Annotated in this window: 16 protein-coding genes; 9 read left to right on the top strand and 7 right to left on the bottom strand. The window is 70.0% G+C overall.

Translation table 11 applies throughout. The features are described 5' to 3' along the window. Positions 1–88 precede the first annotated feature (88 nt). Positions 89–868 (top strand): TetR/AcrR family transcriptional regulator, encoded by a 780-nt coding sequence (locus ADL25_RS03830; RefSeq protein WP_107116503.1) that lies wholly within the window; start codon positions 89–91, stop codon positions 866–868. A 72-nt stretch (positions 869–940) separates the two neighbouring features. On the opposite strand, the gene ADL25_RS03835 is transcribed toward ADL25_RS03830, so the two are convergent. After that, on the bottom strand, positions 941–1,969 hold the full coding sequence (locus ADL25_RS03835) for a helix-turn-helix transcriptional regulator (RefSeq protein WP_059126177.1): 1,029 nt from the start codon (positions 1,967–1,969) through the stop codon (positions 941–943). A 315-nt stretch (positions 1,970–2,284) separates the two neighbouring features. Then, on the bottom strand, positions 2,285–2,704 hold the full coding sequence (locus ADL25_RS03840) for a hypothetical protein (RefSeq protein ID WP_059126314.1): 420 nt from the start codon (positions 2,702–2,704) through the stop codon (positions 2,285–2,287). Here ADL25_RS03840 and ADL25_RS03845 point away from each other — a divergent pair. Further along, a complete protein-coding gene (locus ADL25_RS03845; protein WP_267889224.1) occupies positions 2,696–3,058 on the top strand; it encodes a DUF3887 domain-containing protein in 363 nt (120 codons plus the stop codon). The two genes, ADL25_RS03840 and ADL25_RS03845, sit on opposite strands and share 9 nt — an antisense overlap. Positions 3,059–3,111: 53 nt before the next feature. Then, on the top strand, positions 3,112–3,327 hold the full coding sequence (locus ADL25_RS03850; RefSeq protein WP_059126179.1) for a PLDc N-terminal domain-containing protein: 216 nt from the start codon (positions 3,112–3,114) through the stop codon (positions 3,325–3,327). A gap of 134 nt (positions 3,328–3,461) precedes the next feature. Here ADL25_RS03850 and melC2 read toward each other — a convergent pair whose 3' ends face one another. Together melC2 and melC1 are read right to left on the bottom strand one after the other, a co-directional pair. Beyond that, positions 3,462–4,283 carry a tyrosinase MelC2 gene (melC2, locus tag ADL25_RS03855; RefSeq protein WP_059126180.1) on the bottom strand — a complete coding sequence of 274 codons (822 nt, stop codon included), beginning with the start codon at positions 4,281–4,283 and terminating at the stop codon, positions 3,462–3,464. A 35-nt stretch (positions 4,284–4,318) separates the two neighbouring features. Next, positions 4,319–4,702 carry an apotyrosinase chaperone MelC1 gene (gene melC1, locus ADL25_RS03860; RefSeq protein WP_059126181.1) on the bottom strand — a complete coding sequence of 128 codons (384 nt, stop codon included), beginning with the start codon at positions 4,700–4,702 and terminating at the stop codon, positions 4,319–4,321. 413 nt (positions 4,703–5,115) lie between these two features. Between melC1 and ADL25_RS03865 the strand changes: the two genes are divergently transcribed. After that, entirely contained in the window at positions 5,116–6,621 is a 1,506-nt protein-coding gene (locus ADL25_RS03865) for an MFS transporter (RefSeq protein ID WP_059126182.1), read from the top strand. A 185-nt stretch (positions 6,622–6,806) separates the two neighbouring features. Further along, complete coding sequence (locus ADL25_RS03870) at positions 6,807–7,319, top strand: TetR/AcrR family transcriptional regulator (RefSeq protein ID WP_059126315.1); 513 nt, start codon at positions 6,807–6,809, stop codon at positions 7,317–7,319. Positions 7,320–7,460: 141 nt separating this feature from the next. Here ADL25_RS03870 and ADL25_RS03875 read toward each other — a convergent pair whose 3' ends face one another. Continuing rightward, positions 7,461–8,087, bottom strand: coding sequence for an alpha-ketoglutarate-dependent dioxygenase AlkB (locus ADL25_RS03875; RefSeq protein WP_059126183.1), 627 nt, complete (start codon positions 8,085–8,087; stop codon positions 7,461–7,463). A gap of 240 nt (positions 8,088–8,327) precedes the next feature. Beyond that, positions 8,328–9,158: a helix-turn-helix transcriptional regulator gene (locus ADL25_RS03880; protein WP_059126184.1), complete on the bottom strand. Its 831-nt coding sequence runs from the start codon at positions 9,156–9,158 to the stop codon at positions 8,328–8,330. A 103-nt stretch (positions 9,159–9,261) separates the two neighbouring features. Between ADL25_RS03880 and ADL25_RS03885 the strand changes: the two genes are divergently transcribed. Then, a complete protein-coding gene (locus ADL25_RS03885) occupies positions 9,262–10,158 on the top strand; it encodes an NAD(P)-dependent oxidoreductase (RefSeq protein WP_059126185.1) in 897 nt (298 codons plus the stop codon). 306 nt (positions 10,159–10,464) lie between these two features. Then, a complete protein-coding gene (locus ADL25_RS03890) occupies positions 10,465–11,244 on the top strand; it encodes an SDR family NAD(P)-dependent oxidoreductase (RefSeq protein ID WP_059126186.1) in 780 nt (259 codons plus the stop codon). Positions 11,245–11,375: 131 nt separating this feature from the next. Here the strand turns inward: ADL25_RS03890 and ADL25_RS03895 are convergent, their stop codons facing one another. Next, a complete protein-coding gene (locus ADL25_RS03895; RefSeq protein ID WP_059126187.1) occupies positions 11,376–12,047 on the bottom strand; it encodes an AIM24 family protein in 672 nt (223 codons plus the stop codon). A 155-nt stretch (positions 12,048–12,202) separates the two neighbouring features. Here ADL25_RS03895 and ADL25_RS03900 point away from each other — a divergent pair, with 155 nt between their 5' ends. Further along, positions 12,203–12,949: a L,D-transpeptidase family protein gene (locus ADL25_RS03900; protein ID WP_059126188.1), complete on the top strand. Its 747-nt coding sequence runs from the start codon at positions 12,203–12,205 to the stop codon at positions 12,947–12,949. 380 nt (positions 12,950–13,329) lie between these two features. Beyond that, positions 13,330–15,135 (top strand): sensor histidine kinase, encoded by a 1,806-nt coding sequence (locus ADL25_RS03905; RefSeq protein WP_059126189.1) that lies wholly within the window; start codon positions 13,330–13,332, stop codon positions 15,133–15,135. The last annotated feature ends 66 nt before the right edge of the window (positions 15,136–15,201 follow it).

Raw genomic sequence — 15,201 nt, forward strand, 5'->3', positions numbered from 1 at the left:
CGTTGCTCATGGTCTCCCTCATGCGCTTGATCAAGTTCTCGCTTACGTATAGCTCGTATATCTAAGGTTGAGTCTATATACTCACACTGTGAAGGAAAAACCGGACAGCACGCCACCCCCCTTGATCTGGACCCAGCCCGCGCCCCGGCGCCGGCAGAGCCCTCTCGAACGGGACGAGATCGTGCGGGCAGGCGTCGCGGTCGCCGACGAGGGCGGGGTGGACGCGCTGACCATGGCGGCCGTCGCCCGGCGGCTCGGCCCGTACACGCCCATGGCGCTCTACCGTTATGTGCTGAACAAGGACGGCCTCGTCGACCTCATGCTCGACCACGTCACCGGTGAGATCCCGCTGCCGTCGGAACCCGGCGACGACTGGCGCGCCGACCTGCGCCAAGTGGCCCTCGACAGTTGGCACATGGTCAAGCGTCACCTCTGGTACGCGCAGCTCGTCCCGACCCGCCCGCCGCTGGGCCCGCGGATGATGCGCCGCACCGAGTTCCTGCTGCAGGTCCTGATCCGGCAGGGGGCCACGGTGGGCGACGCCATGACCTACACGGCACTCCTCGACCGGCACATCTTCGGCAGCGCGCAGCAGGAGGCGGAGGAACTGGCCATGCGGCGCCGCCATGGGCTGCACACCCCGGAGCAGCTGACGCAGGCGATCACAGCGGCGCGCGAACTGGCGTCGGGGAGACGGCATCCGGCACTGACCGAGTGGATGACGTCCCCAACAGGGGTGGACATGGACGAACAGTTCGCGCTGAGTCTCGCCTTCCTGATCGACGGCATCGCGACCCGACTGCCCGGCCGAGAGCGCGGAGCCGATACGGCACGGGAGGACCGGGGCCCCTCGGGGGCGGTGCGGTAGGCGGAGTGCGGGTTCAGGTCACCGGGGCAGGGCGCGGCCGTGGCGGTGCGGCGTGTCCGAAGGGCTACGGCGTCAGGTGCCGGCCCCTTGGCGCAGCCAGCCTCGTTCGGCTGCCAGGAGCGCGATCTGGAAGCGGGTCCGGGCCCCGAGGGCACTGCCCGCCTCGCTGACGTGTTTTTGGACCGTACGGCGGCTGACGTTGAGTACGCGGGCGATGGCGTCGTCCTTCATACCCGTGGCCATGAGGCTCAGGATCTCGCGGGTCCGTTCGTCGATCTGTGCCGTCTCCCCGTCCTGCCGCGGCACGGGTGAGTCCTGCCTGCTCTCCAGCGTCGCGGGCGTCGCGTGCTCCCAGATTGTTTCGAAGAGGGCGACGAGTGCGTGGACGAGGGCGGGGGAGCGTACGACGAGTGACCCCGTCGAGGGCCGGTCGCTGTGCAGAGGCAGAAGAGCAGTGGTCGCGTCGAACAGCACCAGTTTGATGGGCACGTGTGCGCTGAGCCGGAGCCGGCCTCCGCCGACCGTGCCCCGCAGAGCAGTCTCCAACGACACGGTGTCGGTGAGACCGTCGGTCTCGTAGACCGATCGCAACCGAACACCGTCCCGAACGGCTGCCCGAGCGGCATCCGCGTGGGCCGGCCCGTCCACGGGCCCGGTCACATAGGGCGGCTTGGCCAAGTGCAGCACTTCATGGCTGCTGCTCTTGAGGAGATGCACATAGCGCGCTGCGACCTCTCCGCCGTCCTCCACGGCTTCCACGAAATGCGTCTGCGAGCCTGACGCCGAGTCGTAGATCTCGTGGAGCCGCTCCATGTAGAGCTCGGTCCGGGCCAGTTCACCGCGTTTGCGGGCGAGCAGGGGTCCCAGCGAGGAGCGTGGCGGGACGGCCTTCCAGCGCGGGGGACGGGCGTCGACACGGATCACCAGGAGAGCATCCTCAAGGGCCTCAAGTGCTCGCTCGGTCTCTTCGGGGGAGGCGTGGACCGCGTCGGCCACGGCGAGGCGGTCGGCCGACGGACGGCCCACCAAGTACTCCAGGACCCGGCCGCTGAGCGGCTCGAGGCCGGTTCCCGTCCAAGGGCTGTCCGACGTGACGTCCATGGGGCCTGGCGCTCCTGTGGTGTGCATGATTGCTGCTGATCGTATGTCCTCGACGCCGGCCGTGCTCCGGTGCCGGGCGGCGCCGTTGCCTTTGGACGCCTCCCGTTGCTTCCAAGTGGCCTTCCATGGCATCCGCTTGAGGTTCAGGATCCCTGCGCCGAGGCTCCGACTTGCGTTGTCCGGTGACCATGTCGGTCACGGGCCTGGGTGTTGTGCCGGCGCACCGGAGTGGTGCAGCACTCGGGCTGCGCGGGCCACCTTCCCAGCCGGAGCCCGCCATCGCGACGATCTGTACCTCGCTGCCGCGAGCGACGCCTATGCCCGAGTGGCCACGGCCGTGATGCCGGACGCGCGTAGCCTGCGCGCCAAATGTTCCATCTCCGGGAGCGTCCCCGTACAGTCGGCGCTCAGCACGCTGCGCAGCACAGCCTTCGTGGCCGCCAGGTCGGTGCCGAACTCGGCGCGAAGCACACGCATGATCACGACTCTGTTCGGTGACGCGCCGAGCACCTGCAACGTCGCAGGTCCGTGCTCGGCGAGCAGTTGTTCCCGCCGTTCGCCCGGGAGGTCCCCGCCGCACAGGGCGAGGGCGAATCCGCAGGACGGGCACGCCGACTCGACATCCCATAGCAATCGCCCGCCGACAAGGGCCTGGACACCGCGGCACTCCAGCTCCGCGCCGCAGGCTTGGCACATCGCGGAGTACGTCACGGATTCAAAAACGGCTTGCTCCATCCCCACCCCCGTTGGGGTGAGGGTAGACCAAGGGCGAGGCTCGGTGAGAGGCCGTTTTCCATCGTCACGGCCGTCCTGGAAGGCCGTATGGACGAAGCCCGGCGGTCGTTCAACGCCGAGGTGCTCGCGGCATTCACCGACGAGGTGCGGGGGGACGGTCTCGCCACGGTCACCGGCCCGGTAGGCGCGTTCGAGGGCTTCGGGGAGGGCGAGCCCTTCGTCCGGCGCATCGGTGATCACACGGTCGTCGACGTCCCGCTCCGGTACGAGGCCGGCGACATGAAGGCGCGCGTCGCGTTCGACGTGGACGAGAAGGTCGCCGGCCTCTTCATCCTGGCCCCCGAGACACCGTGACCGGGCCGCATCCGTATCCGTTCTGCTTCTGACTCAGCCAGACAGACCTTCCCGTGTCGGCCGACTCCTTCAGCTCGTCACCGTCCACTCCGTGGGTCGCGCTTGTGCCGCTCATCGCGCTGGTCCCGGCGGTCCTCTGCATGATCGACATCGTTCGACACCCGGACACCCGGAGCCTGACACCTCAGGCATGGCTGGCCGTCTGCGCGTTCGGGAATGTCTTCGGGCTCGTCGCCTATCCGAAGTTCGGCCGGAACGAGAACCGGTAGCCCGGGGGAGGGGCCGGGCGCGGCACCGACGTGTGGGCGCCCGCCGCCGAGGCTCCGGCGCGCCCGCGTCGAGCGCCCGCCGCGCAGGACGGTGGCCGCATCGCGCGCCCGGCCATGAGTGACCCGCGCCCCACTCAGTCCGTGTCGAAGGTGTAGTAGGCCGTGTGGTCCAACAGGTCCGCCGGACGTACGTCGTTCCACGGCTTCATGGTCTCGTGGAGGTCGATCACGTCGCGCGTGCCGCTCAGTGGCAGATAGCCGGAGGCGGGGTGGCGACGCTGCCACTGGGCCCACAGTTTGTCCACGTAGGCGTGATGCAGCCAGAAGACAGGGTCGTTGGGGGAGACACCGGTGGCCATCTGTCCGCCCACCCACACATGGACGCGGTTGTGCAGATTGACGCCGCGCCATCCCTCGAGGTGGTTGCGGAAGCCGTCCGAGGCGCTGTTCCAGGGCGGCATGTCGTAGGTGTCCATGGCGAGCACCGAGTCGACCTCGGCCCTGGACGGGAGTTCGCCGGTGGCGCCGAGGGAGCGCCGCAGATACGTGCGGGCGTCCACGCGCACCGATATGGTCCAGTTTCCCGTGGCCGCGGCGAACGGCCCGTCCGTCACCCTTGCGTCGAGGCTGCGGCCGGTACCCCCGAGGAAGTCCGGTGCCCACAGCGATGAGCGTGCTGAACGGTCGCTGGTCCAGTCCCAGTACGGCAGCGCGACCGAGGGGTCGACGGACTGCAGTGCCTGCTCGAACTCGATCAGGAATCTTCGGTGCCAGGGCAGGAACGACGGTGAGCGGTGCCCCGTCCGCTCCCCGGTGTCGGTGTCGCCCATGATGAAGGCGTTGTGGGTTCTGACGAAGGCGTCGTAGCGGCCACTGCTTTTGAGCTCGACGAACGCGGCGACCAGCCGCCGCTTCTCGTCGGGGGTGAGGTTCGCCTGGTTCTTGCGTACGGTCATGTGCGGGAGACTCCGGACTTCCTGTGTGCGGATGGTCAGTCGAAGGGGACGAGCGAGGCGCCCTGCAACTCCTCGACGGCGGCGCGGGCGGCGTCGCGCGGGCTCGGGACGGGGGCGTAGTGGCCGACGACGCTGATCCAGCTGCCGTCCGCGTTGCGCATCACATGCAGCTCGGCCCCGTCGACGAACACGGCGTATCCGGTGCCGTGGTGGTGACCACCGGTCGGACGACCCTGTATCCGTCGGCCCCTGAACACCTCGTCGAAGGCTTCGGGAAGGTCGTGTCCGTGTGCGTGCTCCTGTTCGTGAGCGGAGGTGGACGCGGCGTGCGGGGCGGCGACGGCTCGCGTGTGGAGGCCGACGGTGGCGGCGACTGCGGCACCGGCCGTGAGAGCTCGGCGGCGGGTGAGCGCTGGCATGCGAAATCCTTCCGGACAACGGGGGTTCGACATGTGTCCTGCCTATCCGTCAGCCGGGCGGCCCGGGAAGTCGCGGCAATGAGGTTGGCCGCGATCAGGACAATTACCCACATCTCCTGCAAACTTGAACCAAGTTGATCTTGTCTCGCCGGGCGCCGTCCCGGCACCGGAGGGGAAGATTCCGCCCCGCGAAGGAGGGCGGAACGAGGTTTCTTCGCGAGAAACCGGCCCCCGGTGACCTCGATCACTCCCGGAACGTGACGTGAACTGGCTTATGAGCCCGCCGGTGTTGATGGTGTGTCGCCGTCGTCGGGCGGGAGCCGGCTGGGCGGTCGGCGATTCGGTGAATGGCCATTCACCAGCTAGGGTGAATAGGAATTCACCTCATCTCCACACCGACCGCCGGAGCACCCATGGCCCCGATACCCGCCCCGTCCGATCGTTCCGCACCCCCCTTGGAACCGGTCGGGCGCACGGGACTGCGGGACCGGATGACGGTCCCCGTGCTGGCCTTCGGCGGAATCCTCATGGCCGTCATGCAGACCGTCGTGGTTCCGTTGCTGCCCGATCTGCCCCGCCTCACCGGCTCGTCCGCCGGCACCGTGTCCTGGATGGTGACCGCCACCCTGCTGTCCGGTGCGGTGCTCACCCCGGTACTCGGGCGTGCGGGAGACATGTACGGCAAGCGGCGCGTGCTGGTGATCGCACTGGCACTGATGACCGCGGGCTCCCTGATGTGCGCGCTGTCGTCCGACATCGGGGTGCTCATCACGGCCCGGGCGCTCCAGGGCGCTGCGGCAGCGGTCGTCCCGCTGTCCATCAGCATCCTGCGCGACGAACTGCCGCCCGAGCGGACCGGATCCGCGGTCGCCTTCATGAGCTCCACCGTGGGCATCGGAGCGGCACTCGGGCTGCCGCTCGCGGCGCTCGTCATCCAGTACGTCGACTGGCACGCCATGTTCTGGCTGACCAGCGCCCTCGGTGCGCTCGGTCTCTTCCTCGCCTGGTGGGCCGTGCGCGAGTCGCCCGAGCGATCCCCCGGCCGGTTCGACGTCCTCGGCGCACTCGGTCTCGCCGCGGGTCTCGCCAGTCTTCTGCTGGCCGTCTCGGAAGGCGGTCAGTGGGGCTGGAGCAGCCCCCGGATCGTGGGTCTGTTCGGCGGTTCCGTCGTGATCCTGGCGCTGTGGTGCGTGCAGCAACTGCGCGCCGAGCACCCCCTCGTCGACCTGCGGCTCGCGGCCCGCCCGCGGGTCGCCCTGCCCCACCTCACCGCGCTTCTCGTCGGTTTCGGCTTCTACGCGAACTCCCTGGTGACGGCGCAGCTCGTCCAGGCTCCGAAGGCCACCGGCTACGGGCTCGGGCTGTCGATCGTGGGCAGCGGGCTGTGTCTGTTGCCCGGCGGAGTGATCATGCTGCTGTTCTCGCCGCTCTCGGCCCGGATCTCCACGGCCCGCGGTCCCCGGGTCACCCTGGCCCTCGGCGCGGCGGTGCTCGCCCTCGGATACGCGGTACGCATCGCGGACAGCCACCACCTGTGGATGATCATCGTGGGTGCCTCGATCGTGGCGACCGGTACCACCCTCGCGTACTCCGCGCTGCCCACACTGATCCTGCGTGCCGTACCGGCCGGGCAGACGGCCTCCGCGAACGGTGTGAACGTGCTGATGCGCACCATCGGCCAGGCCACCTGCAGCGCCGCCGTCGCGGCGGTCCTCGTCCGGCACACGAGCCTCGTCGACGGAGCCTCCGTCCCCACCCTGCACGGCTATCTGCTGGCGTTCGCCATGGCGGGTACGGTCGCACTCGTCGCTTGTGCCGCGGCCCTCACCATCCCCGGGGACAATGCTCCCGACGGCGATGCCCGCCGGCTCCGGCGGCGGACGGCACCGGCCCATGAAGAGGCACTGGAAGGAGCGTGATCACGGTGACCGACGGGCGCGCCGCCGCACCCACGGACCGGGTCACCGGGCAGGCGACGGCATCCGCGCACGAGGCGACGGCGACCAGCGGCGATGTCGAGGCCGCGCCCAGAACGCCCGGACCACGCGAGGGCGGCCAGAGCAGGTCACCGGGGCGCCGCGACGCCGGGTCCACCAAGGCCGCCATCCTCCGTGCCGCCCGGCACCTCCTCGCCCGGCACGCCCATGGGGACATCACGCTGAAGGCGGTCGCGGACCGGGCGGGGGTCAGCCCTCCCCTGATCCTGAAGTACTTCGGCAACAAGGACGCGCTCTTCTCGCAGGTCATGTCGTTCGAGGCGGACGTGGCCGCGCTGCTCGACGCACCGCTCCCCGACCTCGGGCGGCACATGGTGCGCCATGTCCTGACGAGCCAGACCGAACAGGGCGCGGACCCGATCCTGCGCATCGTGTTCGCGCCCCTGCACGGGGAACAGGGCCATATCCTGCGCGCCAACTTCCGCACCCAGGTGAGCGACCGTCTGGCCGCGCGTCTGACCGGACCCGACGCGGGCCTGCGCGCCGAACTCGCTCTGGGATCGCTGCTGGGCCTGGGAGTGATGTTCGGGATCGCGCGCGGCACATATCTGCGCGCCACGGACCTCGACGACATCGTCGACCGCTGCGCACCGGCCGTCCAGGCGCACCTGACTCCCTGACCGGTCTGAGCGCAGATCCTTGACCGGGCTCACTTCACGGCTCGACCGGCTGAGCCCGGGTTCTCTGCGGGGCTCGGTTCGCGGCTCCACCGGCTGAGCCGGTCAGGCCCACACCCGGTTCGGCTCACAACATGACCGCGCTCAGTTCACACCCTGCGGCCGGAACTGGATGCTGATCCGGGGTCCGGTCGCGCGCGTGGACTTGAGGATGGCGTGCTCCCAGGTCCGCTGGCAGGAGCCGCCCATCACGATGAGGTCGCCGTGCCCGAGCGGGCGCCGGATCGTCTCCCCGCCGCCGCGTGGGCGCAGAGCCAGGTCGCGTGGCGCACCCACGGAGAGGATGGCGACCATGGTGTCCTCCCGCGCACCGCGGCCGATCCTGTCCCCGTGCCAGGCCACGCTGTCCTTGCCGTCGCGGTAGTAGCAGAGACCCGCCGTGACGAAGGGTTCCCGCAGTTCGGCGGCGTAATGGGCGGACAGTGCGGTGCGTGCCTCCTCGAGCACGGCGTGCGGGAGTGTCTCGCCGGCGCGGTAGTACGAAAGCAGACGCGGCACGTCCACCATGTGCTCGTACATCTGCCGGCGCTCCGCATGCCATGGCACCTCGGCGGCCAGCTTTTCGAACAGGGTGTCGGCCCCGCTCAGCCACCCCGGCAGCAGGTCGATCCAGGCCCCTGCACCGAGCAGGGTCCTTTGCAGCCCCTTGAGTGAGCCGAGCCGGATGTCGTCGGTCTGGTCGAAGAGCGAGCCCTGGAGGTGCATGGCCATAGACGCAGAGTACCGCTTCATTCGAAAATGTGTTCTGTTGCCGATGGGGGCCGGCCCGAGGTGGAGACCCAGCGGCTTCGGCAATCGGGATGCGCCTGTGTGCCCGGATCCGTAGGCACGCCTTTCGCAACCGGACCCCGCCCTGCGAAGCCGAAGCCCCGGCCGGTCACGGTGTCCCGGACCGATCCTCCGGTCGACGTGCCTCACGGGGACCGGGCCCACCGCTCCGCTCCCCGAAGGTCACCCTGTGAGCAGTTGTGTGCCTACGATGTTCAGCAGCGCCAGGCGGTCGGCGTCCTCGGTGCCCGGCCGGGCCGTGTAGACCATGATGCGCAGGTCGCTGCCGGCGACGCCGAGGACATCGCAGTCCAGGGCGAGGGCGCCGACGTGGGGGTGGTCGACGGTCTTGCGGGCGGCCTGGTGTTCCGCGACGGTGCCTGATTCCCACAGATCGTTGAAGTGCGTGCTGCGGCGGCGCAGTTCGGTGATCAGGGACTGCAGGTTCGGGTCGTCGGGGTAGCGGCCGGCGGTGCGGCGCAGGTCGGCGACCTGTGCCGCTTGGAGAGCGCCCCTCGATTCGGGGGTGTGGCGTACGCGGCCGTGCGGATTGAGGAAGTTGCGCCAGACCGCGTTGAGATCGTTGCCGTGCCATTCCCCCATGAGCGCCGTGTAGAGGGGGTTGGCGAGCAGCTGGGTCCAGGCCGCGTCGAAGACGGCGACCGGTGTGCCGGTCAGCCGGTCGAGCATGCGGTGGACGCCGGGGGTGATGTGCCGTGGGATCGTGCCGGGACCCGGTGGGGCGAGGCGGGCCAGCCGGAAGAGGTGGTCCCGTTCGTCCTGGGTGAGCCGCAGGGCGCGGGCGAGGGCTTCGACGATCTGGGGTGAGGGGTTGGTGGCGCGTCCCTGTTCCAGTCGGATGATGTAGTCGGCGGAGACCCCGGCCAACTGGGACAACTCCTCACGGCGCAGTCCGGCGGCACGCCTGCGTCCGCCTGTGGGCAGACCGACGGTCTCGGGCGAGACCTGATCGCGCCAGTGGTGCAGGGCCGCGCCGAGTTCTGTGGTCGCCATGCCCTTGATTGTGGCAAGAGAGGCTCTTGTCTGTCCTGGTACTGCCGTTCCCATGAAGACGGGTCTACTACCTGATCAGGCGTTTCCCGCCGATCGTGGAGGCATGGACGAAGCACAAACGCCCGTAGGGCCCGTCGTGGGGTTCATCGGGCTGGGTGACCAGGGTCTGCCCATGGCCACCGCGATCGCCCAGGCGGGATACCCCCTGCATCTCTGGGTCCGGCGTCCTGCCTCGCTGGACGGCCTCGGCAAGGTCCCCCACCAGCGGCACAACACGGTCGGTGAGCTGGCCGCGGCCTGCGACATCGTCTGCCTGTGCGTGAGCACCGACGACGACGTTCTGCACCTGGTAGGGGAGATGCTCGAAGGCCTGCGTCCCGGCTCCGTCGTCGTCAACCACGGCACCGGCCTGCCGGGCAACGCCGTGCGGCTGGCCGAGCTGTGCGCGAGGGGCGACGTGGAGGTGTTGGACGCCCCGGTCAGCGGCGGCCGCTCGGCTGCGCAGGAGCGCCGGCTGACCACGATGGTCGGCGGTCCGCGATCCGCGGCCCGGCGTTGCAGACCCGTGTTCCGGTCCTTCTCCCGCCACGTGGTGCACCTCGGTGGGACCGGCGCGGGGCAGACCGCGAAGCTCTTCAACAACGCGCTGCTCATGATGAACCAGGCCGCGATCGGGGAGCTCGTCGAACTGGCCGTGGAGCTGGAACTGGACCCCGGCCGGCTGGTGGAGGTCCTCAAGCTGGGCAGTGCCGCCAGCACAGCGCTGTCCCTGCTGAACACGATGGTGCGGCTCGACAACGTCGAACATCTCGCCCGTGTGGAAGCACTGGACATGGAGTTGTTCGACCGGGCCTTGCGCGAGGCCGGAATCGACTCGGCCGCCGTCACCGAGCGCGGCCTGGGCGGGGCACACGGGCTTGTACGGCTGCTGCACCACCTCGATGCCGGAACAACGCCCCCGCTCACCTCCCCCGGAAACCCGGGCCGGCCGACGACGTGACGTGGCTGGTCCTGCGCGAACGCCGCAGCCGGGACCACGGACGGTGCGGGCGGATCGCCCGTACGACCTCCAGCTACGGGAAGGCCCGCCTGCTCCCGGTTCGCCCCGACAGCCTGTTCGCCGTCGACCTGGCCGTCCTGCCGATACCCGGCTCGGTGCCTGATCCGCCGAAGCCGCGGCGCCGGCGATCACCACCTCGGTGACGACCGGCCCGAGGCACGCGCCCAGCGGTCCCGCGCCGAGAACCCCCGCTCCACCGGAACCTCACCCAGGCCGATCCGGTCTGCATCCGAAAGGAAAAGCATCATGAGCAAGCTCGCCCTCGTCACCGGCGCCACCTCCGGCATCGGCAAGGCATTTGCCGAACGCCTCGCCGCGGACGGCTACGACCTGATCATCGTCGGCCGCAACAGAGAGCGCCTCGAGGAGTTCGCCGCCGACCACACCGGTACCAAGGTCCGCACCGTCGTCGCCGACCTGTCCACCGACGACGGAGTCGACACCGTCGCCGAGATCTGTGCCGACGAGCCGCTGACCATGCTCGTGAACAACGCGGGCGTCGCCCACTACATGCCACTGGCCGAGCTGCCGGCCCACAAGGCCCGCGAACTCGTCCACGTCAAGGTCGTCGCGCCCACCATGCTCACCCGTGCCGCGGTCGCCGGCATGCAGGAGCGGGGCGAGGGCGCAATCGTCAACGTGGCCGGGATGATCGCTTTCAGCGGTCCCGCCGAAAAGTCCGTCATGCCCCGCCGCGCCGTTTACGCCGGTTCCCTGGCCCACCTCGTCGCCATGTCCCAGACCCTCAGCGCGGAGCTGGAGGACACCGGCGTCCAGGTTCAGGTCCTGTGCCCCGGTGTCGTCGCCACCGAATTCCACGCGCGTCAGGGACTCGACATGAGCGTCATGCCCCGTATGAGCGCCGAGGACGTCGTCACCGCAGGGCTGCGCGGCCTCGAACTCGGCGAGGTCGTCTGCGCACCCGGCGTAGAGGACACTGCTCTCCTCGACGCCGTATTCCGGGCGGACCTCGACGCCTTCGGCGGACAGAGCCCCGAACTCGCCTCCCGTTACCGGTCCAACTGAACGGTCCTGGGACGACCCGGGCCCGGCCACACGGCCGGGCACCAACAGGCGGATTCCTCAAGGGATCCGCCGGCTGGGAGCCGAGAGCCGGCAGCGGAAGGGGCCCCGCCACCGCGGCGGGGCCCAGGCGGTCAGTGCTCCTTCTGCGGGGTCACCTCGCTGGGCCGTATGACCACGTATCCCTCGCCCTCCAGCTTCAGCTGGACCGCCTCGCCCGAACCGCCGCGCAGCATCGACCCGATGGACTGCGACCGGTGCAGCGATGTGTGCAGGTGTGCCGTCCAGCCCACCACAGCGTCGGTGTCGACGAAGACGGGATACTGCGACGTGACGGGTATGACGAGCGGATTGCCCTCGCAGATCAGGCCCAGCTTGCCGGACCCGGTGAACACGCTGTTGAACAGGCCGCCGCCGGCGATACCCGCGCCCTTCACGGTCTGGATCCGGTACGACAGGGTCGCGTCGAAGCAGAGCACGTTCCGGCCGTTGACGGTGAACTCGTCGCCCTGCTCGACGTCCACGACAAAGCAGTTCTGCGCCTCGTGCGCGAACCACGCCTCGCCCTGGCCGCGCACCGCCATCAGCGGCAGCCCCTCACCGGTGACGGCCCGCTTGAGCATCCCGCCCACGCCCTGGCCCTTGCGTTCGAACTGCAGATTCCCGCGGAAGGCAACCATCGCCCCCTGCCGGGCCATCATCTCGCCGTTCACGACGTACCGGATGGACTTGGCGTTCTGCACCGACATGCCGGGCGCAGAGGCCGGCTGGACCATGTGGTCATTGGAAAAGAGGTCACCCTTCATGCGGGCATCCTGGCCCGGAGGGACTTCCTCCGCCAAGATCGCCGATGTCCTGAAACGGCAACAACCCCGACCGGTGCCGGGAGTGCGCGGCGAGAACGGTCCTTCCGCGGCCCCGGCCTGACGAGTTCCTCACAAGTGTTCGTCAGGGTCGGAGCATGATCACAGCAATACGTGTGCCGGCGGGCGTCCTCGCCGTCTCGCTCCTGGTGACCGGGTGCGCACAGGGCGGCCGGGCGACGGCGCCGCGCGCGGCGGCCGCCGAGGCGGTCCGGCAGACCTCCGTGCCGACGCCCGCCCCTCCTGCCTCCACCGCTCCCGGCGAACTGCCCGGCCTCGGACCCGGGACACTGGCCGAGGTCCCCTCCACCGCCCGGCAGGTCGTCCTGGTGACCGGAGAGGGCCGGGACTCCTCCGACTCCACCGTGGTGCTCCACGAGCGCACCGCCTCCGGCTGGCAGGCCGGCCAGGAGTGGCCCGCGCACAACGCCCTCAAGGGCTGGACCAGCCACCACACGGCGGGTGACCTGCACTCGCCGATCGGCGTCTTCTCCCTCACCGACGCCGGTGGACTGCTGCCCGATCCGGGCACCCGGCTGCCGTACGACCACTCGGGCGGCTTCGCGATCGTCGGCACCGGCTTCGAGGGCGAGTCCCTCGCCGGCTCCTTCGACTACGTGGTCGCGATCGACTACAACCGCAAGGCGGGCACTTCGCCGCGTGACTGGACCCGGCCCCTCGGAGCGGGCCGCGGCGGAGGCATCTGGTTCCACGTCGACCACGGCGGTCCCACCCACGCCTGCATCAGTCTGAAGAAGGCCGACATGAGAGCGCTGCTGCGAGCGCTGGATCCGGCCCGGCACCCGGTGGTCGTGATGGGCGACGCGGCGTCACTCGCGCGCTGAAGCCTCCGCCGGGCGGCCCTGCACAAGGAGGTGAGGAGTACGTCAGCGTGTGGGAAGCCGCTCTCGCCGGCCCCTGTGCGGAACGCGGCACCCGGGGTCTGCCGTTCGGATCGTGCCGGCGTCGGTCGAAAGGCGCGGTCGCTCCCGGCCGACCTGATGCGAACAGCGGAGCCTAGCATCGGCTGCGTGCGCGCAGATGTACGGGTCGTGGACGACGACAGGCAGCAGGCCGAGCCCATACGCCGAACGCGGCAACGGGAGCGGCACACCGCGACCGTGGTCCACGGGGGTTCGGCGGCCCGCGACGAGGCGGAGGCCGGTCCCGTCCCCCCGGTGCCACCCGCGTTTCGTGGCGGCCGTTCCCGCGGTGGGGACCTCCGGTGAGCCGGGACCTTCCGCTGCGCAAGAGCCTGCTCGTCCGGCTGATGGTGACCTCGGTGCTGATCGCCGTCTGTTCGGTGGCGGCGACGGCCTGGCTGGCCGTGCAGACGACGACCCGCGCCATTCAGGAGGAGCAGGGCCAGGTACTTGCCGACGACACGGAGATCCTGCGGGAACTGAGCGGATACGCCGCCACCCACGCGGACTGGTCGGGCGTGGGCAGCACCCTCCACACGCTGTCGGTGCGCACGGGGCGGCGCATCGCCTTGACGACGCCCGAACGCGTACCGTTCGCCGACTCCGCGTCCCGCCCCACCCCCCTGCCGCCCCGGGCCTCGGCCGTCGTGGACCCCTTGCGCACCGACACCTACTCAGAGCCCGGGGCACAGCTCAGTGGGATCGACCCCCGGGCCGTCGGACCCTACCGGCTCACGTCGCAGGAGCGGGCCCGGGTGCACGCGCTCGCCCTGGTACGGCAGAAGTGCTTCCGCCGCGCGGGGTTCGAGACCACGGTGAAGACCTTGCCGAGCGGCCGGTCCGTGCTGATGGGTGAGGAGGCGGCGTCGGGCGACGGCTACGTCGCGTCCGAGTGCACCGACGGAAAGCTCAACACGCCCATGCCCGCCGAGCACAGGGCGCTGGCCGTCCTGACCGACCTGACGCAGGCATGCCTGGCGCGCACGGAGGCGCACCCGCCGCAGGTGTTCCTCTCGGTGGGCTTCTCCGTCAAGGGCGTCGAGCCCGACTACATCCAGGGCGGAAAGACCAGGACGGGACATCCCACGGCCGCCGACGCATCGACGAACAACTGCTTCATCGACTCCCGCAGGCAGCAGCTCGACCCCTATGTCGCCCCCGTGGCCGATCTCTTCCTGGGCAACGGCACCCTGCCGCGCTTCGACATGTCCTCCGGCAACAAGGCCAAGGTCGTCGGCGTCACCGGACTCGTGCTCGTGCTGACGGTGGCCGTGACCGCCGTGGTCGCCACCCGGCTCGTACGGCCGCTGCGGGCGCTCACCCATGCCGCACAGCAGCCGCCGGAGCAGCACGTCCGTGTGCCCGTCACCACCCGGGACGAGACCGGGATCCTCGCCGAGGCGTTCAACGCGCTGACCGAACGCAGGGAGCGTCTGGAGGCGCAGCGCAAGGCGCTCGTCAACGACGTCGCCCATGAACTGCGCACTCCGCTGACCAACATCCGGGGCTGGCTGGAGGTGACACGCGACGGGGTCGTCGAGCCGGACCCCGAACTGCTGGCTCTGGTCCTTCAGCGTGTCATCGACGATCTGCAGGACCTGGCGGCCGCCGATGCCGGAACCCTGCGGCTGCACCACGAACCCGTACGCGCGGACGACTTGCTCGCACAGGTCGCCGCCGCGCACCGGGTCGCCGCCGACTCCGGAGGTGCCCACCTGGTCACCACCGTGGACGGCTGCCCGTGGCTGGACGCCGATCCGGTCCGCATGCGGCAGGCGGTCGGGAATCTGGTGTCCAACGCGATCCGCCACACCCCCGCCGACGGCACGATCACGCTCTCCGCGCGGGCCGACGGTGACCGGGTGGTCATCGAGGTGGCCGACACCGGCACCGGCATCGCGGCGCAGGATCTGCCGTACGTCTTCGACCGGTTCTGGCGCGCGGAGAAGTCCCGCAGCAGACGAACCGGCGGAAGCGGCCTCGGCCTGCCCATCGTCCGTCAACTCGCCGCCGCTCACGGCGGCAGCGTCACCGCTGAGTCCGAGAAGGGCGTCGGTTCGGTCTTCACCCTGGTCCTGCCCGGGATGGCGGCGCCGGCGGACGGCTGAAACGTCAACAGCGCGGTACCCACTTCGCGTTGCGAAAGCTGATCGTCCCCCAAGAGGGGAACGATG

It is taken from the genome of Streptomyces sp. NRRL F-5122, assembly GCF_001507435.1.
Taxonomy (GTDB): domain Bacteria; phylum Actinomycetota; class Actinomycetes; order Streptomycetales; family Streptomycetaceae; genus Streptomyces; species Streptomyces lannensis.

What these genes read in the sequence shown, in the direction of transcription:
- ADL25_RS03835 (WP_059126177.1), bottom strand. Translation starts at nt 1,969, where the DNA reads ATGGACGTCACGTCGGACAGCCCTTGGACGGGAACCGGCCTCGAGCCG.
- ADL25_RS03840 (WP_059126314.1), bottom strand. Translation starts at nt 2,704, where the DNA reads ATGGAGCAAGCCGTTTTTGAATCCGTGACGTACTCCGCGATGTGCCAA.
- melC2 (WP_059126180.1), bottom strand. Translation starts at nt 4,283, where the DNA reads ATGACCGTACGCAAGAACCAGGCGAACCTCACCCCCGACGAGAAGCGG.
- melC1 (WP_059126181.1), bottom strand. Translation starts at nt 4,702, where the DNA reads ATGCCAGCGCTCACCCGCCGCCGAGCTCTCACGGCCGGTGCCGCAGTC.
- ADL25_RS03865 (WP_059126182.1), top strand. Translation starts at nt 5,116, where the DNA reads ATGGCCCCGATACCCGCCCCGTCCGATCGTTCCGCACCCCCCTTGGAA.
- ADL25_RS03875 (WP_059126183.1), bottom strand. Translation starts at nt 8,087, where the DNA reads ATGGCCATGCACCTCCAGGGCTCGCTCTTCGACCAGACCGACGACATC.
- ADL25_RS03880 (WP_059126184.1), bottom strand. Translation starts at nt 9,158, where the DNA reads ATGGCGACCACAGAACTCGGCGCGGCCCTGCACCACTGGCGCGATCAG.
- ADL25_RS03885 (WP_059126185.1), top strand. Translation starts at nt 9,262, where the DNA reads ATGGACGAAGCACAAACGCCCGTAGGGCCCGTCGTGGGGTTCATCGGG.
- ADL25_RS03890 (WP_059126186.1), top strand. Translation starts at nt 10,465, where the DNA reads ATGAGCAAGCTCGCCCTCGTCACCGGCGCCACCTCCGGCATCGGCAAG.
- ADL25_RS03895 (WP_059126187.1), bottom strand. Translation starts at nt 12,047, where the DNA reads ATGAAGGGTGACCTCTTTTCCAATGACCACATGGTCCAGCCGGCCTCT.
- ADL25_RS03900 (WP_059126188.1), top strand. Translation starts at nt 12,203, where the DNA reads ATGATCACAGCAATACGTGTGCCGGCGGGCGTCCTCGCCGTCTCGCTC.